Below are 26362 nucleotides of genomic sequence, written 5' to 3' on the forward strand. Positions count from 1 at the left end.
AGTAATTGAAAAGAAAGGAGCAAAGCCCGCGCGGGGCTTGGTCGGTCGCTGTGATCAACGCCGAAAAGACGCAAAACGCCGGGAAGGGCTAAATGATAGCGTGATTTCTCCGGCGCTGCGTCGCGACGCTAGCCGGAAACGGTGGCGTGGCGGTACCGGCTCAGGTGGGTAGCTCCTGCCAGCCCAGTTCATCATGCAGCCACTGCGCATAGCCCGTCAGGTCGACCGTACCCACTTCGCTGGTATTCAGGGCGCGCCAATTCTCGGGTCGCGCGATCATGGGCTCGGTGGCGGCCCGCTGCGCGCGGCCCAAGCGGTCATGGTCGTCCTGGTAGTTCAATAGCAGCGAGCCATCGGCCTGGTTGAGGCGGCGGTCGCCATTTTGCAGTGATCGCGCGATGGAAGAGCGGCCATCGTGCAGGATGGGATCCGTGATTTCCCTGTCGCCTTCCGCCAGGGTACCGAAGCGCAATGAGGCGGCGCGCGCCTGCCATAGCATCCAGTTGAGCGTCACGTCGGCGAGGTCGCCGCGCACGGAAGACTGACCGTCATCCGTGCGTGTGGCGCCTCCGCCGATATCGGCATGCGCACCGATGAAAGGCGCCTCGACGATGTTGTAACCCTCGGTATCGCTTGCGATAGTCAGCGGAAATAGCCAGCGACGCTCATGCAAGGCGACGGCATGCGCCACCCATGCCCAGGCCGGTGCGATGGTCAGGTCGTAATTGGCATTGTGCGAACCCGCAATGCCGAACTGCGCCACGGTATCGAACAGGCCCATGAAGCGAAGGTCCACGCAGGCGGACACGGCCGGCCTGGACGCATCGCGATAAGAAAACAGGCCGTTGCGGGTATGCTGGTTGATCAGGTTGCCGAAATGCCGGGCAAGCGCGGCTCCGCGTGAATAGCCGATGATGTCTATGGGCAGACGCTCGTTGCGACTGGCCGTCCGCTCCAGTGCGTTAAGCAAGGATTGCCACTGGTTCTCGAGTATTTGCGGGGCATCCCAGCCGGTGGCGCCGTCCCAGTCCAGATACATGGAATTGCCCGGCCCGGTGTGATAGTAGACGGGTCCGTCTGTGTACGCCTGGCTGAGCTTCCATACATTGCTGAGCGTATCCGGGCCATTGCGGGTGCCGTCGAAGGCGAACAGCACCAGTCCCAGCGGGTCGACATAGCGGCGCGGCTGCTGGTCGGCGTAGCCGAACGCCTGGTTTTCGGGGATAGGCCCGAGGGGGTCGGGCTCGAGGTACTGTCCTGCTTCCGGCAGGTAGGTACGCATTACATTATCGTGCCAGCCGGTGGCGTGATCGAAGACCTGGCCGGGCAGGCGCAGGTCCAGCGCAAGGTCGCCAGCCAGGCGGGTGGCGGCGCCGGTGGGGCTATAGGCGGCTAGCCAGCGCAGCGCTTGGCGGGCGTCGGTCACCAGGCGCGGCGCGCCAAGGAAATCGGCATGGACGGCGAAGAGTTGTGCAGTGTCTGGGCCGCCGCCCGTATAGTCGATAAAACCGACCGGTACATGGTGGGCGTAGATATAGCGCCGTGTGATGTTGGGCGTGGCGTCGGCCTTCACGCTTGTTGGCGCCAAGCCGGGGCGTGATTCGGCAACCAATTGATTGTTCAAGTAGAAATAGTTGGTAGGGCCCTGTTCGCTGTGCTGGACAATACGGTGGCCAAACGCATTGTGCCGGTACCTGGCCAGCGTTTTACCCTGGCGGTGTACGGCGGTAAGACGGCGATTGGGACCGTATTCAAGAACGGTATCGCCAAATGCCAGCGGCAAGCCTGAGGCATCGCGGCGGAAAGCAGGCCGGTGCGTCGTGCCGTTGTTCCGGCTTGCCGCCAGCGATCCGTCGTCGTTCCACGCATACCATAGGCTGGCCCCGTCGGTGGCGGCAGGTGGATCGGAAACGGGTCCGCCCCGGGCACCGACAAGCCGGGACTTCGCATCGTAGGCGTAGCGCCAGCTGATATCCGCTTTTTGGCCGGTGAGTCGGTGATGTTCGTGATGCAGGCGGCCCTGCGGATCGTAGGCATGATTCAGCGACCATATTGCCTGGTCACCCCGGTAAACGGCTAATTGGCTGGCCTGTCCCTGGCCGTCATTGGCCGTACGCAGGCACAGGCCGTTTCCGTGACAATATCCGTCCTTTCCCGCTGTGCTTTTTATGACGGCATGCGCCACGCCTTGGGCGTCGTGCCAGACGATGCCCAGCAAACGGCCGCCGGCACCCCAGCGATAGGCCAGCGAGCCGCCTTCGGGCAAATGGTGCCGGGTCAGCCGGCGTTGCGCGTCGTACTCGAAGGACTCGGTGTAGTGCAGCGCTGCGGCGGGTGAGGCGGCCACACGTTCAATCTTGCGGCGTATCAGTTGGCCGCGCCGGTCGTACTGGCGTGACTCCGTTTCATTGGGATGGCCGATATGCACCAAACGGCTTCCACGCCACCGCAGGGTCGTTTCCTGCGTACCCTCCTTATTGTTTTCAAGCAGCCGGACCGGGCGCCGCAGCGAGTCGTAGTGGTAGTCCACGCTGTCCGCGTTGGCCCAGGTGCGCCGCGCCGGCAGGGACTGCTTGTTGTAGGTGATGCGCTCGGTACCCGTGGCATCGGAATGCCAGGCTTCGCGGTTGCCCAGCGGCCCATAGTGCAGGGCCAGGCCGGGCCAGCCGCTGCCATGGGGTTCCAGCTTGCGGATGTGGCCGGCGGCATCCCGCTGCAAGCGTGTGCCGTTGATCGCAATGAGCTTTCCGTCGTGGTCATGGCGCGCCAAACTTCCCGGCGCTGCGCAGCCGGGACACGCGACCCCCATCACGTTGGCAAGCACGAAGCGCCCGCCGCGTATCGCTGTTTCAAAACGGGTTTCCTGCTGAGCGGCATTGGTGACGACAGTGAGACCCGACTGATGCGCGGTGGCCTGCCGCTCATAACGGATGCTGATCCTGTCGACCTGGCTTGCGGGGTCGCCACGCGCGGACAGTACCGCTCTTCCCTGGGCATCGTAGCCCCAGGTGTTGCTGCGTATTGCCTGCGGCGTATTAGCCGAGGCGGTTTCGATGCCGGTGAGCACCCCGGCATTGCCGGCCTGCAATGCCGGCTCGTACAGATAGCGCCTTTGCATGCCGTCGGGCCGAGTCATGCGCGTCAGGCGCTGCAGGCCCGGTGCGGCGATGTCGGGAGCTTCGTGGTGGTACTGGAAGCGGCCCAGGGCTGTATCGATATGAGCCAGGTAGGCCCGCCCGCCGCCGATGCGATAGGAAAAAAACAGTGTCTGGCCTTGCTTGTTGCTGACCTTACTGATCGTACCGGCCAGCGGCCCGGGCTGAGGGTTCCGTTCAATATCCAGCGCCAGATGCCGACCGGCATCAAGACGCACAAGGTGGCCGGTGGTGTTGAACCACAATTGCCTGCCCGTGGGCCACGTCCAGATCCAATATTGGCCGGCGGACTGGAGCTTGCCATGCTGGTTGTCAGCGGGTTTACCCGCCGTAACCGAAAAATCGATACGGCTGCCGTCTGCCTGGATGATTTGCCAGCGATTGCCGGCGTAGGCAAGCCGGGTGTCATAGGATAGCTGCCAGCCCGTCCCCACTGTTGACGCGCGCCGGTCCAGGGCGTTGTAGTGACGTACGATCTCGATGCCGGGGGCGCTGGTGTTGGCGGGCAGGTCGATTTCCTGCTGGTATTTGTTGCCGGTGACGATGTGTATGGGGTTGCCCACGCCCAGGTTCAGGGTGGGCTCGGCCTGGCTGGCCACGGCAAGACCGCCTTCGGCGCAAGGCTGGCCCAGCAGCGACGGCGCGCAAGTGCCGGCCGCCTGGGCGTAAGCCGCGCAGGAGAGGGCCAGCAAGACGAGCACATGACATGACATTCTGAACATAACCATTCAGCCTTGAACCCGATGAAGCAAGTCTTGCCATGGTGCCGCTTGGCAGCATTCAGAAGTTAGGGTAGTGTATGGATGTGTCCACTGAGGGAAACCGAATATGCTAGTTGTCTTTCACTCTAAGGCCGCTGCCGAAGTGCTTATGTTCTCGAAACATGCCCTTCCTATACTGCGGGCCGCAGGCAAGCCCTTCACCGATACGCTGCCCGAGCGGGGCGTCATCACGCGCGATCAGCTCGACGCCGCCATCAAAGGCATCGAAGCCGCCATTTCCGCCGATTCCGAATCCGAGTACCCCGACGACCACAACGATGACAACGATTCGAAAGAGCACCCCATTGCGCAACCGGTAAGTTTCCGGCGCCGTGCCTTTCCGTTGCTGGCCATGTTGCGGCTTTCACGCGAACAGGATGCCGACGTCATCTGGGAACCGGCGCCCACTTGGTAGCAGGCACAATGCGGTAGCGGCGGTATTGTCATTCATGTGACAGTCAGTGGTACTGGCTTTGCGTACGCTTGCGCTTTGCCCTTGTCTTCAACCTGCTTGAATGGAGTGCGTATGCGCAGTGTGGTAACCGTAATTTTCAACGCCCGGCAATCGGTCGAACTGGCCGTTGACGTCGAACCCGGCGGTGCCGCCTCCGCGGCGGCGCGCGAATGGTTTGAAACGACTTGGACGCGGCTGGGCTGCGAGCCTCTGCGTGCCAGCGGCAAGGTATTGATGCTGGACAAGATTCTTGGCGTGGCCGACGCCCTGGGTTATGCCAAGCTTTCGGACGATGGCGAGTCCGCACGCGAATTCGCGCGGCAGGCTGCCATGGCGCTGGAAAAGTCGCGAATAACCGTCGATCTTCCCGGGCTTGTAGTGGGGTATTAGGGCCTCGACCTCTAACGTATGCCGGCTCGCATGAACGACTGGACGAACTGCCGCTGAAACAACAGGAAGGCAATCAGCAGCGGCGCGGCGCTAAGCAGTGTGGCGGCGGTGATGATGGACCAGTCTATGCCCTGGTCCGTCGATGCGAATACCTGCAATCCCACCGTCAATGGCCGTGACTCCACCGAGTTCGTGATTATCAACGGCCACAGGAAGTTATTCCAGTGATAGCTCACCGACACCAGCCCGTAGGCGACGTAAATCGGCTTGGCCAGCGGCACATAGACCTTCATGAGTATTTGCCAGCGGCTGGCGCCTTCGACGCGTGCGGCTTCTTCAAGCTCGCGAGGTACGGTCTTGAAGGTCTGGCGCAACAGGAATATGCCGAAGGCCGACGCGAAATAGGGCAGGCCCACGGCAAAAATAGTGTCGCGCACGCCCAGCCAGGACATCAGGCGGTAGTTCTCCACAATGAGTACGTCCGGCATGATCATCAATTGCAGCAATACCAGCGTGAAGACAAAATCGCGGCCACGGAATTCAAAGCGGGCGAAGGCATACGCGGCCAATGTCGACAGGATGAATTGGGCGACCAGCACCATGGTGACAAGGATGAAGGTGTTCAGGAAATAACGCGCGAACGGTGCCGCGTTCCAGGCGGCAATGAAATTTTCCAGTGTCAGCGGCGCGGTCAGGTCGAAGTGGGTGGAATACGCCGAGGGATGGAAGGCGGCCCACAGCGTATAGGCCAGCGGCAGGAACCATAGTATGCCCAGCAGCCAGGCACCGATAGTGTCGAGTTTATGGGTCATTGATAGTGGGTCCGGCGGTCCAGCCAGCGAAATTTCAGGAGGGCGGTGATGGACAGGATAAGCAGCAGGACGACCGAAAGCGTGGCCGCGTACGACGTGTCCCAGTAGCTGAAGCCGACCTCGTAGATGTAGAACAGCAACAGCGTGCTGGCGTTGTCGGGGCCGCCCTTGGTCATGACCAGTACGTGGTCGACCAGGCGAAATGCATTGATCAACGCATTGATCAAGACAAACAGCGTCGTGGGCATGAGCAGCGGCAGCAGTACGCGCCAGAAGTACTGCCAGCGGGAAGCCCCTTCGAGCAGGGCCGCTTCACGCAACGACGGCGAGATCTGCTGCAACGCGGCCAGGTAGAAGATCATGAAAAAACCGGCTTCTTTCCAGACGGTCACCAACATGAGCGCCGGCAGGGCCGTGGAACGATTTCCCAGCCAGTTCATGCCTGGAAGATTGAATATGTCGGCAATCTGATCGACAAGGCCGTATTGCGGGGTATAGAAGAATAGCCAGATATTGGCCACGGCCACCATGGGCAGGATGGTGGGCGTGAAATAGGCTAGCCGCAGGAAACTGCGCCCCGCCAGTTGCCGATTCACCCACAAGGCCATGACCAACGCAATCGCCACCGACGTAGGTATTGTGCCCAGCGCGAAGAAAAGGTTATTCCATAGGGCTTGCCAGAACACGGGGTCGTCGCGCATCGCCGCATAGTTGTCCAGGCCCACGAAGGAGGCCGGCCGATTGGCTTTGGGCGTGGTAAAGAAACTGTGCCACAGCGTGGCCAGCGCGGGATAGTGGGTAAAGGCGGCGAGCAGCACGATGGCTGGCAGCAGAAGCAGCCAGCCATATATCGCATGAAGCGATACTTTCATCCTGTTCACTTATAGGAACGCAGCAGCCGATCCGCATCGCGCTGTGCATCTTTCATGGCCTGGTCCGCCGATTTGGAGTTGGTCAGGACTGCCTGGATATTGTCATTGAGCAGCTTGGTGATGCGCTGGTTGTCGTGGGTCGAGAATTCGGCCACGCTCACTTCAAGCTGATCCCGGGCGACTGCAGCGGCAGGCACTTCCTTCACATAGCTTTTCATCTGTGCCGTTTCCCAGGCCGCGGGAGTGACCGCGACATAACCCGTAGCGATGCTCCAGGCCGCTGCATTTTCCGGACTGGTCATCCATTTGACAAAGGTATAGGCTGCCTTCTGCTGTTCGGGCGTGGCGGACTTGAACAGATAGAAATTGCCGCCCCCGGTCGGGCTGCCGCCGCGTTTGGCTTTGGGCATGGGCGCTACGCCGAAGTCGAACTTGGCATTCTTGCGCACGTTGGTCAGGTTGCCGGTGGTCGTCCACATGATTGCCGTTTTGCCGACCAGGAAATCCTTGGGTGTGGTGCCCCAGTCTATGGTGCCGGGGGGCATGACCTTGTGTTTGTAGGCCAGGTCGTGCCAGAACTGCAATGACTCGATGACCGCCGGCTTGTCCAGGTAGACCTCATTGCCAGCCTCGTTCATCAGGATGGCATCGTTCGGCGTCGTCAGCGCCTGGAACAGCCAATAGGCAAAGCTACCGCCGGAAGGGATCTCCAGCCCCCACTGCATCACCTGCCCCGAGCCATCTTTCTTGGTCAGTTTTTCAGCATGGCTGACCAGTTCGGTCCAGCTCGCCGCAGGGCTGTCCGGGTCCAGGCCGGCGGCCTTGTACAAGTCTTTGTTGTAGTACATGACGATAGTCGAGCGCTGGAACGGGATGCCCCAGGTCTTGCCGCCGGTCTGGCTGTTGGCCATGAAGCTTTTGTAAAAACCGTTAAGCCATTTCTTGTCGTCATCCGTCTGCACGAGTGGATCGAAGGGGATGACGGCCCCCTCGTCAATCAGCGTGAACATGTCGGTGGACAGCAGAACCGCCAGTTGTGGGGCATTGCCGCCTTTGTGCGCCGTCAGCGCCTTGGCAACCGAATCCTGGTAAGAGCCCGCATAAATCGACTTGATCTCGACGTTTGGGTGCTCTTTTTCGAATTTGTCGACCATGCCGTCGACGATTCCGGTGATGGGGCCGCCGACGGCTACGGGATAATAGAACTCGAGTTCCACAGGCTTGTCCTGGGACCAGGCTGGGGCAGCACAAAAGACACCTGCGAGGCTGAGTGCCAAGGCTTTCAACAAAGTACGTCGCATGGTTTTTTCCTGTCAAGAGGTAAAAGTAAAGGGCTCGCGCGTCAGCGCCTTGCCCGAGGCGTCGAAGAAATGCTGATTCGTGTTGTTCCAGTGAAGCCTGATGCTGGCGCCGGGCTGTGCCCGCAAGTGGCCGGCAGCCCGTACCGCGATGCCGCTGCTGGTGCCGACTTTACAAATGACGATGGAATCAGCGCCGAAGTACTCGACGCTCTCCACCGTGGCGGGTACTCCGCCGTTTTCGTGTATGGAAATATGCTCCGGCCTCAGGCCCAGCTTCACGGCACCGGGCGCTATGCCGCTTAGCGGTCTGGCGTCCTCGCGGCCCTGGATGCCGCCACTGCGGGTATCCAATGTCAACAGGTTCATGGGAGGAGTGCCGATGAAACGCGCGGAAAACTCAGAGCCCGGATTTGAATAAAGCATATCCGGACTATCGCTCTGCTCGATGCGGCCGCCATTCAGGAGCACGACGTGATCGGCCATGCTCATGGCTTCGGTCTGATCGTGCGTGACATAGACCATGGTAATGCCCAGGCTCTGTTGAAGCGCGCGAATCTCGCGGCGCATCTCATGCCGTAGTTGTGCGTCCAGGTTTGACAAGGGCTCGTCCATCAGGCAAACAGGCGCCTGCGAAATGACGGCCCGGCCCAGGGCGACGCGCTGCTGCTGCCCGCCGGATAGCTGGGAGGGTTTGCGGTCCAGCAATTTTTGCAGGCCCAGCAACTGGGCCACGTGATTCAGGCGGCCCGTGTAGTTGGACTTTGGCTCCTTGCGCACTTTCAGCCCGAACAGAATGTTCTCCTTGACCGACAAATGCGGAAACAAGGCATAGGACTGGAAAACCATGGAGATTTTGCGCTGTGCCGGAGCAAGTTCTGTAACGTCGCGTCCACCGATATGGATGCGCCCCGCGCTTGGTTCGTCGAGCCCGGCAATCATTCGTAGCGTGGTCGACTTTCCACAACCCGAAGGACCCAGCAGAACAGTAAACGTGCCCGCCTCCACCGTGAAGCTGACACGATCGACGGCGGGCGCTGCGCCACCATATTGCTTGCTGACGTTATCGAGAGTGATGGAAGACATGGTGCATCTTAACCACTGCCTATTGTGCTGTCATTACAGTGTTTGCCCGAGGATTGGATGGGCATAGGGTTTGCTCGCAAGCCTGCTCGTAGTTCCCAAAAACCTCAGTTCGGGAGATAGGCATGGCTTCTAAAACCCTGAAGGATCTGTTCATTCATATGTTGTCGGATATCTATAGCGCCGAAAAGCAGCTGACCAAGGCATTGCCCAAGATGGCCCGGGCGGCCACCAATCCCAAGCTTGCCGATGCCTTCCGCGCTCATCTGGAGGAAACCCAGGGCCAGATCGAGCGCATAGACCAGATTGTCGAAACGTCGGAGATCAGATTAAAGCGCATGAAGTGCGCCGCCATGGAAGGCCTGGTCGAAGAGGGCAAGGAAGTCATCGACGAGATCGAGAAGGGCCCCGTGTTGGACGCGGCGCTGATTGCCGCTGCCCAGAAAGTCGAGCATTACGAAATTGCCAGCTATGGCACGCTTTGCACATTCGCCAAGCAGTTAGGCATGAACGACGCTTTCCGCCTGCTGAAAGAGACGATGGCTGAAGAGAAGGCCACCGATGAAAAGTTGACGGTCCTTGCCGAGACGGAAAGTAATCAAGAGGCCGCGAAGAAGTAAAACGTCTCTGGCGATGTGTAATCGCCGAAAACCAATACAGGCCTCGTCAGGGGCCTGCGTTGGTTTCATTGCCGCGGGGTTAGGCCTCCTTGTCCAGTGCGGCGCCGTCTACTTCACCCAGCTCCACGCCGGTGACCGGATCGACCTTGGGGTCGGACTGGGTGCGCAGCGCCATGGCTTCCAGTGTCGCTTTATCATTTTCGCTCAGGGCCACCGTAGGCAAGCCGTCATCATCATCCGCCGGAATTTCCTGGTCGCCGTCGGTGACGTAGTCGAAGTTCTCGTCGCTGTTCCATGACCCGCGCATATCGCCATCACCCCCGGACATATTGAAGTACTTCGTCGCATAGGTGGGATCGACAGGCATCTTTCCGGGCGGGAAGTTGGGGCTGATTGCATACAGCGCTTTCTCGAATGATTTGAGGTGGGCGGCTTCGCGCGTCATCAAAAAGCCGAGCGCGTCCTTGATGCCTGGGTCATCGGTCACGTTGATCAACCGTTCGTAGACAATCTTCGCACGGGCCTCCGCGGCAATGTTGGAACGCAAGTCGGCCGTGGGTTCACCGATGGTGTCGATATAGGCAGCGGACCATGGCACTCCTGCTGAATTGACCAATGGGGGGCCGCCGCCGTACAGGACCTGCGTCACGTGGGAATCGTTGCCGGCGCCGGTGATCGAGCGATAGAGCTCGCCTTCCGCTTCAACGCCTTCCGCCAGCCGGCCCTTGGCGCCTTTGTTCAGCATGGCGACGATGGTGCCAATTATCTCCAGGTGACTGAGTTCTTCAGTGGCAATGTCGAGCAACATATCCTTGCGGCCCGGATCGTCCTCGCCCAGCGCCTGTGTAAAGTAGCGACAGGCTGCGGCCAGCTCGCCCTGTGGGCCGCCAAACTGCTCGAGCATCAAATTCGCGAGGCCGGGGTTGGATTCGCTGACGCGCACCGTATATTGCAGCCGCTTGTTGTGGAGAAACATGAGGTACTCCTTGAATTAACCGTTGAGTGGTATTTGCACAGCCTCTTCAAGCTTCGCCAGGAAGGAACTGTGCAGCCCGAAGTCGATAGCAAGTCGTATGCCGTGAAGGCAACGGGCAGTGCAAGAACGTCATCGACGTCCACCATTCAGTATGCGTGCGACGCGTGCAATGCCGCCGGTGCCGCTGGCGGCCCTGCCAATGACCGCGCTTCCCGCAGCGCCTGCCAGTATCCGGCCCAGCGTCGAGCGGCTGCGCGCCGCGGCCCACAGCAAGAGCAGGCCGGTACCGAACACGATCAAGTGTTCCCCGGGAAAGTCATCCCGCTGCGCGTCGGCTTCCTTGATCGATTTGATCAGCGACTTGCCGCTGCTTACGGTTCTATCCAGCGATGTGGATTCATCCATGGTGGCTCTCCAAAAAAGTAGGCACGAAGAAAGAGGGCAAGCTGCATACCTGATGCAGCTTGCCCTCTCAGAGCACTCTATGTCGAACTGGCGGACCGTCGAACTGGCGCGGCGACGTAAGCCCGCCCACAACCCTGGGATCGGTTCTATTCAGCCAGCGCTTCAGCCGGCGTGCTCACGGCATGCCGGTTAACCGCTCCCAGTATGGCCAGGAACGAAGCGGTGACGATATCGCCATGGATGCCCACGCCGAAGCCGGTAGGCGAATCGCCGACGCGCACTTCCACATACGATGCGGCGCGGGTATTTGTGCCGGTGCCTATCGCATGCTCGTGGTAGTCCATGATCCGGACATCCGCATCCAGCGCATCGACAAATGCCGAGATAGCGCCGTCACCTTCGCCGGTCAAGTGGCGTACTTCACCGTTTTCCTCGAGCTCCACTTCGATGGCAAACTGCTGGCCGGGGTTGGCCTTGGGATTGCCCGTGATGCGGTGCCGGATAAGCTTCCAGGGCTGATCGCGATCCAGGTATTCCTCGGTAAACACATCGTACACCTTCGCCGCGGTAACTTCGGAGCCGGTTTCATCGGTGACGCGCTGAATGGCGCGGCTGAATTCAATTTGCAGGCGGCGCGGCAATACCAAGCCGTGCTCCTGTTCGAGAAGGTAAGACACGCCTCCCTTGCCCGACTGGCTATTGACCCGTATGACAGCATCGTAGCTGCGCCCGAGGTCGGCCGGGTCGATGGGCAGGTAAGGCACTTCCCACAACGTGTCGGGCTTTTGCTGAGCAAAGCCTTTCTTGATGGCATCCTGGTGCGAGCCCGAGAAGGCGGTGAACACCAGGTCGCCAGCGTAGGGATGGCGGGGGTGCACGGGCAGCTGATTGCAATACTCCACGCAACGGCGCACTTCGTCGATGTCGGAGAAATCCAGGCCGGGGTGTATGCCTTGGGTGTACAGATTCAGTGCCAGCGTGACGAGGTCGACATTACCGGTGCGCTCGCCGTTGCCGAACAGGCAGCCTTCGATGCGGTCGGCTCCCGCCATCACGGCAAATTCGGCGGCGGCCACCGCCGTGCCCCGGTCGTTGTGCGGGTGCACGCTGAGCACGATGCAGTCACGTTGCTTGAGGTTGTTGTGCATCCATTCGACCTGGTCCGCGTACAAGTTGGGTGTCGTCGCTTCTATCGTGGCGGGCAGGTTGAAAATAATCTTGGATTCAGGCGTGGGTTGCCACACCTCGGTAACCGCATTGCAAACGTCCAGCGCAAACTCCGGCTCGGTGGTGCTGAACACTTCAGGCGAGTATTCATAGCGCCAGGACGTCTCGGGATGTTGGCCGGTGCATTCCTTGACAAGACGCGTGCCTTCGACCGCGATTTGCTTGACTTCATCCCGGCTCATGTTGAAGACAATCTTGCGAAATGCCGGGGCGCATGCGTTGTACAAGTGGATAATGGCCTGTTTTGCGCCGGCCGCTGATTCAACCGTACGGCGAATCAGGTCTTCGCGCGATTGCGTCAGGGCGATAATGGTGACGTCGTCGGGAATGCGGTTTTCATCGACCAGTTTGCGAACGAAATCGAAGTCGGTCTGCGAAGCCGATGGAAAACCCACTTCGATTTCCTTGAATCCGATTTTCACCAGCTGCTCGAAAAAACGCAGTTTGCGTTCGACGCTCATGGGTTCGATAAGCGACTGATTGCCGTCTCGCAGATCGGTGCTCATCCAGATCGGTGGATGGGTAATGCGCTTGCTCGGCCAGGTACGCTCGGAAAAATCGCGCGTGAACGGCACAAATGGACGATATTTGTCTGATGGGTTCGAAATCATGGGGCACCTGTTTGCTGATTTGATTCGTTGATGGCGTGTTCACCGGAGCATCGAAAGAAGGAGCTCATGAAAAAACGGTGAAGGGGGACTACAAGATGTGGCTGGAACAGGCTGCCGAACTGCCACGAGACGCTAGGTCCGGCAACCGATCGGTAGTAGCAGCGATAGGGCGAGGGAAGAGGAAAGGCGCGTATAAGCGCCCTGAACACGTAACTTCCGCCCGGCAGCGTCGCTGCGGGGGCGGATGTTATGGGGAGTGGCGTGTTCGGGTCTCATAACCTATAGTCAACCATAGTCTCAGGTTTCTGGCAAGGTTTTTTCCGGGGGCGCCACGACCACTGGCGGCGCGATCAGGGCGGCATGGCGGCGCACCAGCGTAATCTTGGCCGCCCTGCCGTGGTTGATTTCGTGAGAGGTCTGTTGCAGATCGCCCACGGTGATGGGGTTGCGACGGTCGGCCCAGACCCAGCGCAACACTTCAAGAGCTGGCGCGGACAGTTGCTGAGCCAGCATGGCCACGGTTTCTTCGCTGACCTGCTTCATCCGCACGCGCCGTTGAGTGCCTTGTACGAATCCATAAAGGAAATAGGCAATAATAAGTGTGCACAGCGCCACGACGGCCCACCAAAAAAATGGGTTGTATTGTTTCAGCAGTGCAATAGTCTGGACACCTAGCGTGTGTAAACCGCCATAATCGATGTCTCGGCCAAATGCTACCAGGCGGTTGAGCAGCTTGTACCAGATAAGGGCGACCAGGACGATGACCACGGCACACAGTATTTTCTGCGTAGCCGTAAGTTTGAGCAGCGTGTTACGTAACAAGGCTGCGTCCTGGCGGGTTGGTTGTTGAGTGTTTGTTTTCATATAGCTTATTTTAAAATGCAATCGCGTCAGTCTTTAGAACTTCGTCAGCATCAGCAATTGGCATTGACTCCTCAGCTGCAGCAGTCAATACGATTCCTTCAATTGTCGGCGCAGGAAATAGAGCTGGAACTGGCCGAGGCCTTGCTTGAAAACCCCATGCTGGAGCATGAAGAGGAGTATGACACCGTTGCCGCCGATACGGTAGCCGATGACAGCCAGGCCCAGGAAGAACGCTGGACGGTGTTGGGCGCGGCGAACCGGGCCAGCAATAATAACGCCGACGACGATCCCATGCGTCCCGAGACGGCCCTGGCCGAGACCTTGCAGGGCCATCTTCTTCAGCAACTGCACATGACGCGGGCGCAGCCGCGTGACTGCGCACTGGTGTCCCTGCTTATCGATGAACTGGACGCCAACGGCTACCTGCCCACCCCGCTGGACGATATCCTGGAATACCTGCCCGCGGAGCTGGCCGTCGACATTGACGAGCTGCGCGCGGCCTTGCGCCTGTTGCAGTCCTTCGACCCGCCCGGCGTGGCCGCCCTGTCCCTGTCCGACTGTCTTTGCCTTCAACTCAGGCATCTGCAGCGGGCGGACGGCGCTGCGGTGGCTCCGGAAATCATTGCTTGCGCCATGCACATTGCGCGCGATCATCTGGCAGTGCTGGCATCCGGCAACCTGGCCCGTTTGCGCGATGCCCTGGCCTGCGACCAGACTACGCTGCGCGCCGCGCACACCTTGCTGTTGCAGCTCGAGCCGCGTCCCGCGCGTAACTGGGCAACGTCCCTGGCCGACTACGTGACACCCGACGTCATCGTGCGCAAAGTAAAGCACCGCTGGCAGGCCAGCCTGAATCCGGCTGTCGTCCCCAAGCTGCGCATCAATTCGGTATACGAAAGCCTGCTGGACCAGGCGGCGGCCGCGCCGGCCATGCAGAACCAGCTTCAGCAGGCGCAAGGGCTTATAAAAAGCATGAACCAGCGCTTTGTCACTATTTTGCGCGTCACGCAGGCTATCGTTGACCGGCAGCAGGAGTATTTCGAGAAAGGCCTGAGCGCCATGCGTCCCTTGCTGCTGCGCGACATCGCGCAGGAACTGGCGCTGCATGAATCCACGGTGTCGCGCGCAACCCGCCAAAAGTATTTGCAGAGCCCCTGGGGCGTCATCGAGCTCAAGCGCTTCTTCGGCGGCGCGCTGCTTACCGATGATGGCGAATCCACGTCGGCAACGGCAGTGCGCTCATTGATCATCAAGCTCGTGGGCGAGGAATCCAGCAAGAAACCGCTATCCGACAGCCAGATCGCGCTGCGCCTGGCCGAGCATGGTGTGGTAATTGCACGACGTACCGTTGCAAAATACCGTGAGGCTGCCGGCATTGAGCCGGCCATACTGCGCAAGGCGCGTGCCGCCCTGGGGACGCCTCCTCCTGGAGTCTGAGCGGCACACTGGGCAAGTCGGCCAGTGTCCGGAACGAGGTCGGCCGCGCCAGACAAGGCGTTGGCGTAAATAATTGTTAATTGAGATTGATTTTTATCCGTGCCTGGATAATAATTGTTCTCATGTTCATTTGCATCTGTAACGCCATCACCGAGCGTCAAGTACAGGCCGCTATAGCGGACGGGGCTTCCTCCATGGCTGACCTGCAGGGTCAGTTGGGGGTCGCGACATGTTGCGGCTGCTGCGCCGATACGGCGCAGGAATATCTGCCGGGCGGGCGCTACGCCGGACAAGCTACCGTCACTCAGCAGGCGGGCACGCTGGTGGCCAATGCGGCCAACGACCCGAGTCTTGCTGCTGCCGCCATGGTTTCCGTCGCGGTTCGCCGGGCCTGACACTTCCGGTTGCAATTTCGCCGCAAGGCCAGGGCATCTTGTGTGGCGGCGCTATTTTGCCTCGGTTCAAGCCGATTCCGTCCATCGATTTCCCCAATCGCCATGGCATAACCGCATGTTTCTTGACTGTCGCGCGACGTGGTCACAAAGTGCATCAATAAACCAATTCATTCCCATTCTCAGGCCATGCCGCACAGACGCCGTCTGTGCGGCTGTCCGGCCATCATCCTTGTGATAAATACGGGTGTCGTCGTGTTAGCCTTATAGGCGGATTCAGCCGCGACCGCCTATTGGCATGTGCCGGCGCGCGCGCTCGATGCTGTTATCGATCCTCACCTTTGCTCAGGAGTATGGCCATGAAAGGCGATAAAACCGTTATTCAGTATCTGAATGCACAACTTAAGAACGAACTCACCGCGATCAATCAGTATTTTCTCCATGCCCGCATGCTCAACCATTGGGGTTTCGACAAACTGGGTAAGCACGAGTACGACGAATCGATAGGCGAAATGAAGCATGCCGATCGCCTGATCGAACGCATCTTCATGCTGGATGGCTTGCCCAATCTGCAAGACTTGCACAAATTGCTGATCGGTGAAAATGTGCCTGAACTACTTTCCTGTGACCACCGGCTGGAAAGCGGCGCCCAGGAAACCGTCAAAGAAGCCATGGCGTATTGCGAAAGCGTGCGCGACTACGTGTCGCGCGACCTGTTCCAGGACATTCTGAACGACACCGAAGAACACATCGACTGGTTGGAAACGCAGATGGAATTGGTCGAAAAAGTGGGACTGCAAAATTACCTGCAGTCCCAGATGGGCGAATTAAGCGACTAGCGCGTGCTGTTTGCTTAGCCAACAGCGCGCCGGGCTGTCGGCTTAGAAACTTTTTGCCGGGCAGTCGGGCGTGCGGCCCCAGGCATTGTTCGGTTCGCAGTATTTATTGCGGGCCGTCCATGCGCAACTGGGCCTGTCGAAGAAGCTTTGGGCGCTGCATGCCTGCAAGTCCTGGCGCAGGCTGGCCTGCCAGGCTTGGTTGCCGCCTGCGGCGGGTGTCCCGGCAATGGGCGGTGGCGGAGGAGCCGGGGCCATTTCTACAGGCTGCAAAGGCTGGTTGGCTCCGCCTGTGCCCAGGACAAGATCGCCCACGTCGGCAATTCCCTGGAACGACTGACCCGTGCCGGCCTCGGCAATTTGCATCGCCTCTTCCATGGTAATGGTGGTAGTGGCCAGTTCGATGGCCGCGGTTGCCTTTGTTTGATCCAATGATTGATCGGGAATTTCCCAGGCAATCTGGTCGGGAACATCAGGCACGCCCTGCTGGCCGTTGACCAGCGGCTGGGGTGGTTGAGCCATGAAAGGCAAGCCATTGGCATCGAGCACCGGAGTGGCCAGTATTGCGGAAGGGTCTTCGACGACCGGTGGCGCAATAGGCCCATGGGCTACAAGCCAGTCGCCCAGCCGTAATCCGCCCCAGGCGGAAGCGCCAGCGGCGATGACTAATATTGCAAATATAAAACGCCAGGACATTATTACCCTCTGTCTGGGAAAGAGAGCCCAGTATATAAGCTGGACCCTTGGTAAAAAAGCAGGCGGCCGTCCGGCCGTTTATGCATTTTGCCCAAAAACCTGGCCACCGTGTTCACGCATGGCGTGGAATTCAACCCCGGGATAGAGCTCTTGCGCAACGCGCAGCTGTGCCGGCGAACTCGCTAAAAATGCCACGGCATCGACCACATCGTAAGCGATGTTCGCGGCATTGGCGTCCATGAATTTTCGCAATACTTTAGGGTCGGCGGCTGTAATCCAACGTGCCATGTTGTAACGCGATGGCATCAGGCGCGCTTCGACACCGTATTCCGTCTTTAGCCGGTGGGCCACGACTTCGAACTGCAGTTGGCCGATGGCACCCAGCAATAGTGCGCCGCCCGCTGCTTCCGGACGGAACACCTGAATGGCGCCTTCTTCGCCCAACTGTGTCAACCCGACTCGCAACTGCTTGATGCGTAATGGATCTTTGACTTCCACAGCTTGAAAGAGTTCAGGCGCGAAGAAAGGCAGGCCAGTGAACTGCAGGTTTTCGCCTTCGGTCAGTACATCGCCCAAGTGCAGCACCCCATGGTTCGGGATGCCGATAACGTCGCCCGCGTAGGCCTCGTCCAGCAACTCCCGCCTTTGCGACAGGAAGGACACCACATTATTCGGACGCATTTCCTTGCCGGTGCGGGAAATCTTCAAGCGCATGCCGCGCTCGAACCGACCGGAGCTGACGCGTATGAACGCGACGCGGTCCCGGTGTGCTGGATCCATGTTGGCCTGCACCTTGAAGACGACGCCGCTGAACTTGGGTTCGTCCGGTTGCACCTCGCGCTGCAATGCCGTGCGTGAACCGGGTTTCGGGGCAAAATCAACCAAGGCGTCCAGCACCTCCTGGACGCCGAAATTATTGATGGCGGACCCAAAGAAAACCGGTGTCTGCTTGCCCGCCAGGAAGGCGTCGGCGTCGAAGGCAGGGGCGGCCGCATTGATGAGTTCGATTTCCTCATTGGCTTTGGTAAAGGCGTCGCCAAACCTGGCGGCAATAAGCGGATTGTCCAGGCCTTCGATCAGATCGTCGCCGTCGCCGCGGCGTTCCTGCCCCGCGCGAAATACGCGCATGCGGTTGCGGCGTATGTCGAATACGCCGCCAAACGACCTGCCCATGCCGACCGGCCAGGAAAACGGCACCGCGTCCATGCCCAGGTGCGATTCAATCTCGGAAAGCAGATTTAGCGGTTCCTGGACTTCGCGGTCGAGCTTGTTGATGAAGGTGATGATGGGCGTATTGCGGGCCCGGCAAACCTGCAGAAGGCGCAAGGTCTGGGGCTCGACGCCATTGGCGGCATCGATCACCATAAGCGCTGCATCGACCGCCGTGAGCACACGATAGGTGTCTTCGGAGAAGTCCTGGTGGCCGGGAGTGTCGAGCAGGTTGATCACGCAGTCGCGATACTCCATTTGCATGACCGAGGAGGCCACCGAAATACCGCGTTGCTTTTCGATTTCCATCCAGTCGGAGGAGGCATGGCGGCTAGCTTTGCGCGCCTTGACGCTGCCGGCGATCTGGATGGCGCCCGCGAACAGCAACAGCTTTTCCGTTAGCGTGGTCTTGCCTGCATCAGGGTGGGAAATGATTGCAAATGTGCGTCGTCGCGCGACTTCTTGGGTAATGCTCATAGTCTGATTTTAGCGTGGTGTCGCCAGGGGTGCCGATGTTCCGTCGCCCATCGCAACACCAGGGGTTATTTATGATGACTGAACGAGGCCAGAACCGTACCGGCCAGTATGAACAGCGCGCCGAAGGTGCGATTAAGCCAGCGGATGTGCCGCGGACTGCGCAACAACTTCAACACGCGCGCGGCCAGCGTGGTGTAGCAGCCCATGGCGACCAGGTCGGTAAAGCACAAGGTCGCGGCTATTACAACATACTGGAAGGTCAGTGGCTGTGACAGGTCCAGGAATTGGGGGACGACCGCCAGCAGAAAGACGGTTCCCTTGGGATTGGTGATGTTGATCAGACAGCCGCGCGCGACCAGATCGCGAACGCGGAAAGGCGCGACGCTGCCGGCCTCGACCGCCACGGGAGCGGCGTCAGTGCGAAATTGCTTCCATCCGAGGTAGATCAAATAGCCGACGCCCAGCCACTTCACAACGCCAAACGCCAGCTCGGATGCGGCCAGCAAGGCGCCCAGGCCCACCGCCACCACCACGAACTGTACGAGTATCCCCAGGATGAGGCCGATCGTTGTCCAGTAGCCGCGCTTGAAACCGTATTTCAGGCCCGATGCCATGGCTGAGATGGCGCCCGGCCCGGGCGAGAAAGAAATCGCCCAGGAGGCGGCAAAGAATGCAAGCCAGGTGTTGAAAGACATCGCGTAGTGTCGGCCGTGGTGGGAAGCCTGAGATAGTACGCCTTATTTTCCCAGCAAGGCTGAGCGCTGTCCGTCGCCGTTGCGCGAGGGGCCGCTACGATGGCGCGGCTGCCCCGTCGATGCGCCAGCGGGACGGCCGGCACCAGCGGGCCGACCAGCACCGCCTTCGGAGCGGCCACCTGTGGAACGGCGGGCGTCGCCCGCGCGTCCGGCAGGCCTGGCGCCCGAATTGCCTGCGCTTTTACGCGGAGCATTCGAACGGCGCGGGCGGTCGTCGTCGGCCCGCACATGTGCGGGCTCGGCCTTGACCATGTCGACCGACCAACCTTCGATCGTCGTACGCTCGATGGAACGCTTGATGACTTTCTCGATGGCATTCAGGTACTTGATTTCAGTCTTGTCGACCAACGACAGTGCCGAGCCTTCGCTGCCTGCGCGGCCTGTGCGACCGATACGGTGCACATAGTCTTCCGGGATGTTGGGCAGCTCGAAGTTCACGACATGCGGCAACTGGTCGATATCGATACCGCGCGCAGCGATGTCAGTGGCCACCAGAACCGCAACTTTTCCGTCCTTGAACTCGGCCAATGCGCGTGTGCGGGCGGCCTGGCTCTTGTTGCCATGGATGGCCGCGGCGGCAAGTCCATCTTTGACGAGTTTTTCGGCAAGGCGATTGGCGCCGTGCTTGGTGCGGGTGAACACAAGCGTTTGGTGCCAGCCGCTTTCACGGATGATATAACTGAGCAGATCGCGCTTGTGCGACTGTTCTGTCATCACCATGGTTTGCTTGACCAGTTCTGACGCGGTGTTGCGGCGCGCGACCGAAATCTCGATCGGATTGTTCAGTACGCCCTTGGAGAGCTCCCGGATTTCATCCGAGAACGTGGCGGAGAACAATAGATTCTGGCGGGTGCGGGGAAGCAGCGCAATAATACGGCGGATGTCGCGGATGAAACCCATGTCGAGCATGCGGTCCGCTTCATCGAGCACCAGGATTTCGACGGCCGACAAATCGACGGTCTTTTGCTGTGCGTGATCCAGCAGGCGACCCGGGGTGGCCACCAGAATGTCCAGGGGCTTGCGCAGCGCCTTGATCTGCGGATTGATGTTGACGCCGCCGAACATGACCATTGAGACTATCGACGTATGCTGGCCATAGGTGCGCACGGACTCTTCGACCTGCGCCGTCAGTTCTCGTGTGGGCGTCAGGATCAGCACGCGGGGTTGGCCGGCTTTGCGGTTTTGTGGAGCAGACTGCAGCATGCGGTGAAGAATGGGCAGGGTGAAGCCTGCCGTCTTGCCGGTGCCGGTCTGGGCAGCGGCCAACAGGTCGCCACCCAACATGACTTGGGGAATGGCCTGGGCCTGGATGGGCGTGGGGTGCACGTAACCGGTATCGGTGACAGCACGCAAAAGGGGTTCTGCCAGCCCTAGGGAGGCAAATGTAATTTGGGTATTCAAGAAATAACTCCAGCGACAGCCTATCGCTCGAGTTGAGAGATACCAATCTAGGCAGACGATAAAAGAAGTTGAGAGCGAAAAAGCTCAGGCAAGACCAGAATGGCTTGCAAGACACGTGTTGACTGGTGCGACACGTAATCCAGCATTGTAACGTAAAAGATGGGGCGTTGCGTATGTCGTCGGATTTTGTGCACATGGCGGCTATTTCAGGCATATTGGCAAGGCCTGTACAAACTGCTGTAATTTGTGTTGTTGCCCTTTTTGGATTCCCGATGATGAAACGTATATTGCTGCTTATTCTCTTGCCCTGCCTGTCCGTATTGCTGGCCGGCTGTGGCTACAACGACATCCAGCGGCTTGATGAACAGGTCAAGACGGCATGGTCGCAGACCTTGAACCAGTATGAGCGGCGCGCGGAACTGGTCCCCAAGCTGGTCAACTCGGTCAACGCCTACATGGTCAACGAGCGGGCCGTGCTCACACAAGTCACCGAAGCGCGATCCAAAGTAGGCAGCATACAAATCAGTGCCAACGACCTTCAGAATCCCGAAGTGATGGCACGGTTCAACGAGGCGCAAGGGCAATTGTCATCGGCGCTGTCGCGTTTGATTGCCGTGTCGGAAAACTATCCGCAGCTTAAAAGCGACGGCTTGTTTCGCGACCTGATGACGCAACTCGAGGGCACCGAGAACCGTATTGCCACCGAGCGCGGACGCTACGTGCAGGCGGTGCAGGAATACAACCTGATCGTGCGCCAGTTTCCGACGCTCATCACGGCCAAGATTTTCGGTTATGACACCATCGAAAACTATGGGGTTTCCAGGCAGGATGAGATCATCAAGGATCCCGAGGTGAAATTCTCGGTGCCTGAAACCGCTAAGCCGTAGTTCTCGTAGTTTCATTGTCGTTGCGTAAGGATGAACCATGGCCGTATCGGTGACCGGAGTTTTCTCGTGGTGTGGATCTCGCGCCAAGGCCTTGGCCATGTCGCTGGCATTGTGGGCGGGGTTGGTGCTTGTGTCGCTGATGCCGCCGCTCGCCGCGCCGGCGCATGCGCAGCAGGCTGCTGTTCCTGAGCTCAAAAGCCGTGTCACCGACAGTACCGGTACGCTGGATTCCAATACTCGCGACCATCTCGAGCAGGTGCTGGCCGACCTCGAACAGCGCAAGGGTGCGCAGATTGCCGTGCTGATGGTTCCCACGACCGGCGAAGACACCATAGAAAGCTATGCCCGGCGTGTATTCGATCAATGGCGCCTGGGCCGTGAAAAAGTCGATGACGGCATTCTCTTCGTGGTGGCGAAAGACGACCGCCGCCTGCGCATCGAAGTCGGCTATGGGCTGGAAGGAGCCGTGCCGGATCTGCTCGCAGGGCGGATCATCCGTGAACAGGTCACGCCCCGCTTCAAGCAGGACGACTACGGGGGCGGTGTGGCCGCCGGCGTGGAAAGCCTCGTCAAGCTGGTGGACGGCGAGCCGCTGCCGCCACCCGCAGCCGGCAGCGACTCGCCGTCCAATGACGACTCTCCCGTCGTCATGCTTGCACCGCTGGCTTTCATGACCATGCTCATGCCTGCCGGATTCGCCGCCGTGGTGGCCGGCATTTTCGTCTTCCTTATGTTCGGCAGCGTAGGCTTCAGCCTCCTGGCGGCCGTGGCGGCCTTTATCCTGAGCCGCATAGGCCGCAAATTCGGCGCCGGTGGCCGTGGCAGTGCGGCCCGTGCTTCGCGTCGCGGCGGCATCATCGGAGGCCTTGGTGGTGGGCTGGGTGGCTTCGGCGGTGGCGGGGGATTTGGCGGCGGTGGTGGATTCGGCGGCGGCGGAGGCGGCAGTGGTGGTGGCGGTGCTTCGGGAAGTTGGTAGTTGGCGGTATGAAACCAAGGAGAAAACGTGCGTCAAGATGGTGGGAAGTGGAAGCAATTGACTGGCTGGTCCACCGTAGAGGGCCAGTGGCTGCGGCGCAAGCACTTTACGCCTGAGGTTCTCGCACAAATTGCCGATCGCATCAAGAAAAGCGAGCTCGATCATACGGGCGAACTGGTGGTGGCCATCGAAGCCGTAAGCCCGGCACATGAACCCGACAGCCGCTGCCGCGCGCTCGAAGTGTTCGGGCGCTTGCGGGTGTGGGACACTCCGTTGAATACGGGCGTGCTGCTTTATCTGGCGCTGGACAGGCACCGCATCGAGATTGTCAGCGACCGCGCGATCGCCGCGACCGACGAAATGTGGGAGCAGGTCTGCATCAATCTGAGGACGCGGCTGCGGAACAAGGACTACGCGCCGGGCATACTGGCGGCCATCGACGATATTGAAGTGATACTGCGCACCCGTTGCCCGCCTCTGACGCAAGGCTACATCAACACAAACGACCTGCCCAACGACCCTACGCTTCTTTGAACAGTTCCTCGGCAAGCGCGCGGATTGCTTGCGGGCGGCGCGCGCCGGCATCGTAGTGTGTACCCAGGCTGGACCATTGCGGCTGGCTGCGCGCTTCCAGCAGCTCGGCAGGAAGCCTGTCGCTGCGCCAGGTTTTCAGCGATCCATCGGCGGGCGCCGCGGCGTCGCCGACAGGCAAGGGCTCCAGCTGTATCGGCCCCTGCGCGGCATGGCCGCGTCGCTCCAGGGCGTGCACCAGGGCCAGCTGGCGTATGGCCAGCAAGCGCAATACGCCGTCGTCCACGCTGAGTTCCTGGTAGCCTTTCAAGCGCCCGACCATGCGCTTGCCCAGCTTGTCGGCGCCCTGCCACAGGCCTCCTGCGGCGGCGCCCAGCAAGGTGGCCGCGCCCAGGCTGATGCCGGCGGTGAATACATCCAGTGTTGCGCCGGCCATGGCGCCGGCGGCCATGCCTTTGCTGACATGGATGCCGACATCTTTCAGCGCCTGTGGATGAAACAGATCCATGCCCCAGCGTTCGCCCTCCAGCGGTAGCGCATGCGCCGGAAAATCGCGCGGATTGAAGTTATAGCGTTTGAGCAAGGCCTGTACACACGAGTTTTCGCGAGCCCGGACATTCCTGCGCAAGGTTAAGGTGCTTGCCTCCAGGGCTTCCGGGCCGGGTTCGCTGGCCAGGTGCAAGGCCGCAACATCGATGAGCAGCTCGGCAATCATGCGCATCGCGTCGCGACGGCGAATTTCGCGTTGTTGTGCCACGTCGTGCTTGAGCGTTTGCAGCGAGCCGGAGTGCCTGTCCATGACCAGTGCGAGCTTTTCGTACAGCTGGGTTTCTCCATCCAGGGCCGGTGCAATCGTATCGAACTCTACGCTGACGTGCAGGCCCAGCCGCGCGAGCGCTTCGCGCCACGTGGCCAGTCGCTGTTGGGGACTGTGTGTGAAGTTCAGTACCGGTACGAGAGGATGGCCGCAACTGGCGAGTATGGCCAGTTCATCCTTGTGCTTGCCCAGCACTGGGTCACGCACGTCGACCACGTACAGGCCGGCGTCGCAGTCCAGCAGTTTTTTCAGCACGCGGGCTTCCTGCTCGAACCGGCGCTTGCTTTCGGGGCTTGCCAGGAAGCGGCGTATGCGTTCGGGCCCGTCCATGCGCTCGCCCGGCTTGGTCAGTTGATCCAGGTAGTCCAGCAAGGCAATGCCATCTTCCATGCCGGGCGTGTCATAGAGTTCTACAGTAACTGAACCATCGACAAGCAGGTGGGCGCCTTCGACATGACGTGTGGTGCCGGGACTGTCTTCGACCACGCCAAAGCCCGGATCGCGGGTCAACGTGCGCAAGAGCGAGGTTTTTCCGGTATTGGTGTGACCGACGACGGCCAGTTTCAATGGTGTCTCATGTGCGGACATGCGGCGCTCCTGCGTCGGTGGCGGCTTGCGGGGGTCCGGCCAGCCAGGCCAGCGCCTCACCATGGTCCGTGTGCCGCTGTTCCGGTAAGAAGCCGGCCGCCGAGAGGCGGTCATGCCAGGTAGAGGTCCGCGATTCCACCGCGTTGCCCGTTGTCGCACTGACCGGCAAGAGGATGTGTGTCTGTGCGGCAAGGCCGGCCAGATCGGCCAGCAGCGCGATCGTGCCGCGGTCGGGAGTTTGCCGAGCATCGCAGACCGCGAGCAATCGTAGCGGCGGATGTTGTTGCAGCCGGTCCAGCAGTGTGCTGCGTTGCGAGCGTGTGTCGATCACCCCCAGGTCGATGATGCGTTCGGGCAGCGGCGCAGGCGGCCATGGCGTATCGGGCGCAAGCTCTATGCCGGCCAGCAACAGCTGGTCCGGCTCGGATCGCCCAAGATGCTGCGGGTGGATCCGTGACTGAAACTCGGGGCCGCCGGGTGCGTCGGTGCCCATCTTTTCGCTCAGGGGCGACAGGCGGTCGCGCAGTTCGGCATAGCCGGGGAGGCTTTCATCCAGCTTGATGGCCGCCACATTCCTGCGGCCCATGAACAGAGCCAGGGCCAGGGCCAGCACACGCGGAATGAGCCCATAGGTGACGACGCAGCCTATCAGCCAGCTTGACCACAGGATCCGTGCTGATTCCGGTAGCGCGTGCAAGCCATTGCTGGCGCGCACGACGGCTTCGGGCGGCACGGCAAAGCCCAGGAACGAGGGCAGCCAGCCCAGGGCGGCGGTCAGGGATACAAACGTATCGGCCGACAGCAGCGTGGTTTCCCAGTTGAAACCGTAGCGCCGGGCCGACAGCATGGCCAGCAGGGTCAGCACGGTGCTCAGTAGCGCAACGGCCCACACGCCATGGCTGACGCCGCCCAGCAACCAGCGCAGGGCGTTGTTGCGCCCCAGCAGTTCGACGAGTGCGCGCGGAACCAGGGCGGCATCCGGGCCGCGCGCGAGCTTGCGCGTCAGCCACAGCCATAGTTCACCCAGGTAAGAGCCGCTGGTGCCCGACTGGACAAAAAAGCTGGCCAGCCAAAATACGAAGGCCAGCAAATTGAGACCCAACAAGGCAGCGAGAGCCAGCAATACGTTGACAGAGCGGCTGCCGTCGCCCAATGCGCCGGAGGCGGCCGCCGCGCCGGCCAACAAGGCAGCCATCAGCAGGCCCAGCAGCGCAAGCCTGGCACCCTGTATCCATTTTGCAATGAGCTGGCCGATACCCTCGCGCCTGCCAAGCAACTGCGCGCGCAACAGAATTTTGTGCGAGTGGCTGGTACCTTGCGCACGCGCGTGGCGTACCTCGCCGGCGTCCTCCAGGGGACCAGACAAGGCTTCGCGCATGCGCAGCGTTTCGGCCTGCCAGTAGTCGACAAAGCCGGGCACATGCGGCGGCGCCTGTTTCGGCCCGTCAGGCATCCGTGTAGGCACGGGAGCCGGGCTTGCGGAACCATACGTCCAGCTTGCGGTGGGCCTGCTCCTTGACTTCGGGAGTGATGTAGAACGCTACGGTTGCCAGGGCTGCGGCCATGACGCTGAGGTCATCGGTGTAGCCGATGAGGGGCGCAAGGTCCGGAATGGCGTCGAGCGGCAAAATGAAATAGCCCAGGGCGCCATAAATGACACGCTTGGCCCATTTTGGCGTGTGCTCGTTCTGCACGGCATAGTACAGATAGAGTGCCTTTTCCAGCGTGCCACGGCCGGCCAACTTCGCAAGTGGCGCCAGCTTTTGCCAAAAACGCTGCGGCGTGTATTCGGTCCTGTATCGCGAGTGGTCCATATAGCCTCCGGGCGGCTG

At 60.3% G+C, this 26362-nt stretch carries 25 protein-coding genes; 9 read left to right on the top strand and 16 right to left on the bottom strand.

All coding sequences use genetic code 11. The annotated features are described in order from the left end of the window. Positions 1 to 160: 160 nt before the first annotated feature. The gene (locus CR159_RS09100) at positions 161 to 3877 is read right to left on the bottom strand and encodes a phospholipase effector Tle1 domain-containing protein (RefSeq protein WP_158238526.1); all 3717 of its coding nucleotides are present in this window, start codon (positions 3875 to 3877) and stop codon (positions 161 to 163) included. A 106-nt stretch (positions 3878 to 3983) separates the two neighbouring features. On the opposite strand from CR159_RS09100, the gene CR159_RS09105 reads away from it, so the two are divergent. Both CR159_RS09105 and CR159_RS09110 read left to right on the top strand, forming a co-directional pair. Continuing rightward, on the top strand, positions 3984 to 4331 hold the full coding sequence (locus tag CR159_RS09105) for a DUF1840 domain-containing protein (protein WP_102073699.1): 348 nt from the start codon (positions 3984 to 3986) through the stop codon (positions 4329 to 4331). A gap of 111 nt (positions 4332 to 4442) precedes the next feature. Then, positions 4443 to 4760, top strand: coding sequence for a hypothetical protein (locus CR159_RS09110; RefSeq protein ID WP_102073700.1), 318 nt, complete (start codon positions 4443 to 4445; stop codon positions 4758 to 4760). A gap of 11 nt (positions 4761 to 4771) precedes the next feature. On the opposite strand, the gene CR159_RS09115 is transcribed toward CR159_RS09110, so the two are convergent. The 4 genes from CR159_RS09115 to CR159_RS09130 are packed head-to-tail and all read right to left on the bottom strand — an operon-like array spanning position 4772 to position 8828. Next, on the bottom strand, positions 4772 to 5572 hold the full coding sequence (locus tag CR159_RS09115) for a carbohydrate ABC transporter permease (RefSeq protein WP_102073701.1): 801 nt from the start codon (positions 5570 to 5572) through the stop codon (positions 4772 to 4774). Next, on the bottom strand, positions 5569 to 6444 hold the full coding sequence (locus tag CR159_RS09120; RefSeq protein ID WP_102073702.1) for a carbohydrate ABC transporter permease: 876 nt from the start codon (positions 6442 to 6444) through the stop codon (positions 5569 to 5571). The genes CR159_RS09115 and CR159_RS09120 overlap by 4 nt, the downstream gene beginning before the upstream one ends. A gap of 5 nt (positions 6445 to 6449) precedes the next feature. Next, positions 6450 to 7745: an ABC transporter substrate-binding protein gene (locus CR159_RS09125; RefSeq protein WP_102073703.1), complete on the bottom strand. Its 1296-nt coding sequence runs from the start codon at positions 7743 to 7745 to the stop codon at positions 6450 to 6452. A gap of 12 nt (positions 7746 to 7757) precedes the next feature. Next, positions 7758 to 8828: an ABC transporter ATP-binding protein gene (locus tag CR159_RS09130; RefSeq protein ID WP_102073704.1), complete on the bottom strand. Its 1071-nt coding sequence runs from the start codon at positions 8826 to 8828 to the stop codon at positions 7758 to 7760. 122 nt (positions 8829 to 8950) lie between these two features. On the opposite strand from CR159_RS09130, the gene CR159_RS09135 reads away from it, so the two are divergent. Then, complete coding sequence (locus CR159_RS09135) at positions 8951 to 9445, top strand: YciE/YciF ferroxidase family protein (RefSeq protein ID WP_102073705.1); 495 nt, start codon at positions 8951 to 8953, stop codon at positions 9443 to 9445. Between the two features lie 79 nt (positions 9446 to 9524). Here CR159_RS09135 and CR159_RS09140 read toward each other — a convergent pair whose 3' ends face one another. From CR159_RS09140 to CR159_RS09155, 4 genes are all read right to left on the bottom strand, one after another. Further along, positions 9525 to 10421 (bottom strand): manganese catalase family protein, encoded by an 897-nt coding sequence (locus CR159_RS09140; RefSeq protein ID WP_102073706.1) that lies wholly within the window; start codon positions 10419 to 10421, stop codon positions 9525 to 9527. A gap of 129 nt (positions 10422 to 10550) precedes the next feature. Then, complete coding sequence (locus tag CR159_RS09145) at positions 10551 to 10826, bottom strand: hypothetical protein (RefSeq protein WP_102073707.1); 276 nt, start codon at positions 10824 to 10826, stop codon at positions 10551 to 10553. A 146-nt stretch (positions 10827 to 10972) separates the two neighbouring features. After that, a complete protein-coding gene (leuA, locus tag CR159_RS09150; RefSeq protein ID WP_102073708.1) occupies positions 10973 to 12664 on the bottom strand; it encodes a 2-isopropylmalate synthase in 1692 nt (563 codons plus the stop codon). Positions 12665 to 12961: 297 nt separating this feature from the next. Next, entirely contained in the window at positions 12962 to 13528 is a 567-nt protein-coding gene (locus CR159_RS09155; protein WP_102073709.1) for a hypothetical protein, read from the bottom strand. Between the two features lie 15 nt (positions 13529 to 13543). On the opposite strand from CR159_RS09155, the gene rpoN reads away from it, so the two are divergent. The 3 genes from rpoN to bfr all read left to right on the top strand — a co-directional run bounded on the left by rpoN (position 13544) and on the right by bfr (position 16196). After that, positions 13544 to 14965 (top strand): RNA polymerase factor sigma-54, encoded by a 1422-nt coding sequence (gene rpoN / locus CR159_RS09160; RefSeq protein WP_102073710.1) that lies wholly within the window; start codon positions 13544 to 13546, stop codon positions 14963 to 14965. Positions 14966 to 15087: 122 nt separating this feature from the next. Next, a complete protein-coding gene (locus CR159_RS09165) occupies positions 15088 to 15360 on the top strand; it encodes a (2Fe-2S)-binding protein (protein ID WP_102073711.1) in 273 nt (90 codons plus the stop codon). A 356-nt stretch (positions 15361 to 15716) separates the two neighbouring features. Further along, positions 15717 to 16196 (top strand): bacterioferritin, encoded by a 480-nt coding sequence (gene bfr, locus CR159_RS09170; protein WP_102073712.1) that lies wholly within the window; start codon positions 15717 to 15719, stop codon positions 16194 to 16196. 42 nt (positions 16197 to 16238) lie between these two features. Here the strand turns inward: bfr and CR159_RS09175 are convergent, their stop codons facing one another. From CR159_RS09175 to CR159_RS09190, 4 genes are all read right to left on the bottom strand, one after another. Continuing rightward, positions 16239 to 16889, bottom strand: a complete 651-nt coding sequence (locus tag CR159_RS09175; RefSeq protein WP_102073713.1) for a hypothetical protein — start codon at positions 16887 to 16889, stop codon at positions 16239 to 16241. A 78-nt stretch (positions 16890 to 16967) separates the two neighbouring features. Next, entirely contained in the window at positions 16968 to 18575 is a 1608-nt protein-coding gene (locus tag CR159_RS09180) for a peptide chain release factor 3 (RefSeq protein ID WP_102073714.1), read from the bottom strand. 65 nt (positions 18576 to 18640) lie between these two features. Then, positions 18641 to 19270 carry a LysE family transporter gene (locus CR159_RS09185; RefSeq protein ID WP_102073715.1) on the bottom strand — a complete coding sequence of 210 codons (630 nt, stop codon included), beginning with the start codon at positions 19268 to 19270 and terminating at the stop codon, positions 18641 to 18643. Between the two features lie 42 nt (positions 19271 to 19312). Beyond that, complete coding sequence (locus CR159_RS09190; RefSeq protein ID WP_102073716.1) at positions 19313 to 20731, bottom strand: DEAD/DEAH box helicase; 1419 nt, start codon at positions 20729 to 20731, stop codon at positions 19313 to 19315. A 275-nt stretch (positions 20732 to 21006) separates the two neighbouring features. Here CR159_RS09190 and CR159_RS09195 point away from each other — a divergent pair, with 275 nt between their 5' ends. The 3 genes from CR159_RS09195 to CR159_RS09205 all read left to right on the top strand — a co-directional run bounded on the left by CR159_RS09195 (position 21007) and on the right by CR159_RS09205 (position 23128). After that, positions 21007 to 21618 (top strand): LemA family protein, encoded by a 612-nt coding sequence (locus CR159_RS09195; protein ID WP_102073808.1) that lies wholly within the window; start codon positions 21007 to 21009, stop codon positions 21616 to 21618. Positions 21619 to 21715: 97 nt separating this feature from the next. Beyond that, complete coding sequence (locus tag CR159_RS09200) at positions 21716 to 22594, top strand: TPM domain-containing protein (RefSeq protein WP_102073809.1); 879 nt, start codon at positions 21716 to 21718, stop codon at positions 22592 to 22594. Between the two features lie 27 nt (positions 22595 to 22621). Next, entirely contained in the window at positions 22622 to 23128 is a 507-nt protein-coding gene (locus tag CR159_RS09205) for a TPM domain-containing protein (protein ID WP_102073717.1), read from the top strand. On the opposite strand, the gene CR159_RS09210 is transcribed toward CR159_RS09205, so the two are convergent. The 3 genes from CR159_RS09210 to CR159_RS09220 are packed head-to-tail and all read right to left on the bottom strand — an operon-like array spanning position 23115 to position 26344. Beyond that, positions 23115 to 24530, bottom strand: a complete 1416-nt coding sequence (locus CR159_RS09210) for a GTPase/DUF3482 domain-containing protein (protein WP_102073718.1) — start codon at positions 24528 to 24530, stop codon at positions 23115 to 23117. The two genes, CR159_RS09205 and CR159_RS09210, sit on opposite strands and share 14 nt — an antisense overlap. Further along, a complete protein-coding gene (locus CR159_RS09215; protein WP_102073719.1) occupies positions 24517 to 25983 on the bottom strand; it encodes a DUF2868 domain-containing protein in 1467 nt (488 codons plus the stop codon). The genes CR159_RS09210 and CR159_RS09215 overlap by 14 nt, the downstream gene beginning before the upstream one ends. Beyond that, on the bottom strand, positions 25976 to 26344 hold the full coding sequence (locus tag CR159_RS09220) for a YkvA family protein (protein ID WP_102073720.1): 369 nt from the start codon (positions 26342 to 26344) through the stop codon (positions 25976 to 25978). Before CR159_RS09220 ends, CR159_RS09215 begins: the two co-directional genes overlap by 8 nt. Positions 26345 to 26362: the final 18 nt, after the last annotated feature.

It is taken from the genome of Pollutimonas subterranea (genome assembly GCF_002849655.1).
In the GTDB taxonomy this organism is placed as follows: Bacteria; Pseudomonadota; Gammaproteobacteria; order Burkholderiales; family Burkholderiaceae_B; genus Pollutimonas; species Pollutimonas subterranea.

Excerpts from the sequence above, each read along its gene's own strand:
- CR159_RS09135 (WP_102073705.1), top strand. The coding sequence starts at position 8,951 with ATGGCTTCTAAAACCCTGAAGGATCTGTTCATTCATATGTTGTCGGAT.
- CR159_RS09145 (WP_102073707.1), bottom strand. The coding sequence starts at position 10,826 with ATGGATGAATCCACATCGCTGGATAGAACCGTAAGCAGCGGCAAGTCG.
- CR159_RS09100 (WP_158238526.1), bottom strand. The coding sequence starts at position 3,877 with ATGTTCAGAATGTCATGTCATGTGCTCGTCTTGCTGGCCCTCTCCTGC.
- leuA (WP_102073708.1), bottom strand. The coding sequence starts at position 12,664 with ATGATTTCGAACCCATCAGACAAATATCGTCCATTTGTGCCGTTCACG.
- CR159_RS09180 (WP_102073714.1), bottom strand. The coding sequence starts at position 18,575 with ATGAGCATTACCCAAGAAGTCGCGCGACGACGCACATTTGCAATCATT.
- CR159_RS09105 (WP_102073699.1), top strand. The coding sequence starts at position 3,984 with ATGCTAGTTGTCTTTCACTCTAAGGCCGCTGCCGAAGTGCTTATGTTC.
- CR159_RS09140 (WP_102073706.1), bottom strand. The coding sequence starts at position 10,421 with ATGTTTCTCCACAACAAGCGGCTGCAATATACGGTGCGCGTCAGCGAA.
- CR159_RS09185 (WP_102073715.1), bottom strand. The coding sequence starts at position 19,270 with ATGTCTTTCAACACCTGGCTTGCATTCTTTGCCGCCTCCTGGGCGATT.
- CR159_RS09210 (WP_102073718.1), bottom strand. The coding sequence starts at position 24,530 with ATGTCCGCACATGAGACACCATTGAAACTGGCCGTCGTCGGTCACACC.
- CR159_RS09110 (WP_102073700.1), top strand. The coding sequence starts at position 4,443 with ATGCGCAGTGTGGTAACCGTAATTTTCAACGCCCGGCAATCGGTCGAA.
- CR159_RS09115 (WP_102073701.1), bottom strand. The coding sequence starts at position 5,572 with ATGACCCATAAACTCGACACTATCGGTGCCTGGCTGCTGGGCATACTA.
- CR159_RS09120 (WP_102073702.1), bottom strand. The coding sequence starts at position 6,444 with ATGAAAGTATCGCTTCATGCGATATATGGCTGGCTGCTTCTGCTGCCA.
- CR159_RS09155 (WP_102073709.1), bottom strand. The coding sequence starts at position 13,528 with ATGAAAACAAACACTCAACAACCAACCCGCCAGGACGCAGCCTTGTTA.
- CR159_RS09200 (WP_102073809.1), top strand. The coding sequence starts at position 21,716 with ATGTCGCTGGCATTGTGGGCGGGGTTGGTGCTTGTGTCGCTGATGCCG.
- CR159_RS09125 (WP_102073703.1), bottom strand. The coding sequence starts at position 7,745 with ATGCGACGTACTTTGTTGAAAGCCTTGGCACTCAGCCTCGCAGGTGTC.
- rpoN (WP_102073710.1), top strand. The coding sequence starts at position 13,544 with ATGCAATCGCGTCAGTCTTTAGAACTTCGTCAGCATCAGCAATTGGCA.
- CR159_RS09175 (WP_102073713.1), bottom strand. The coding sequence starts at position 16,889 with ATGTCCTGGCGTTTTATATTTGCAATATTAGTCATCGCCGCTGGCGCT.
- CR159_RS09220 (WP_102073720.1), bottom strand. The coding sequence starts at position 26,344 with ATGGACCACTCGCGATACAGGACCGAATACACGCCGCAGCGTTTTTGG.
- CR159_RS09130 (WP_102073704.1), bottom strand. The coding sequence starts at position 8,828 with ATGTCTTCCATCACTCTCGATAACGTCAGCAAGCAATATGGTGGCGCA.
- bfr (WP_102073712.1), top strand. The coding sequence starts at position 15,717 with ATGAAAGGCGATAAAACCGTTATTCAGTATCTGAATGCACAACTTAAG.
- CR159_RS09165 (WP_102073711.1), top strand. The coding sequence starts at position 15,088 with ATGTTCATTTGCATCTGTAACGCCATCACCGAGCGTCAAGTACAGGCC.
- CR159_RS09215 (WP_102073719.1), bottom strand. The coding sequence starts at position 25,983 with ATGCCTGACGGGCCGAAACAGGCGCCGCCGCATGTGCCCGGCTTTGTC.
- CR159_RS09195 (WP_102073808.1), top strand. The coding sequence starts at position 21,007 with ATGAAACGTATATTGCTGCTTATTCTCTTGCCCTGCCTGTCCGTATTG.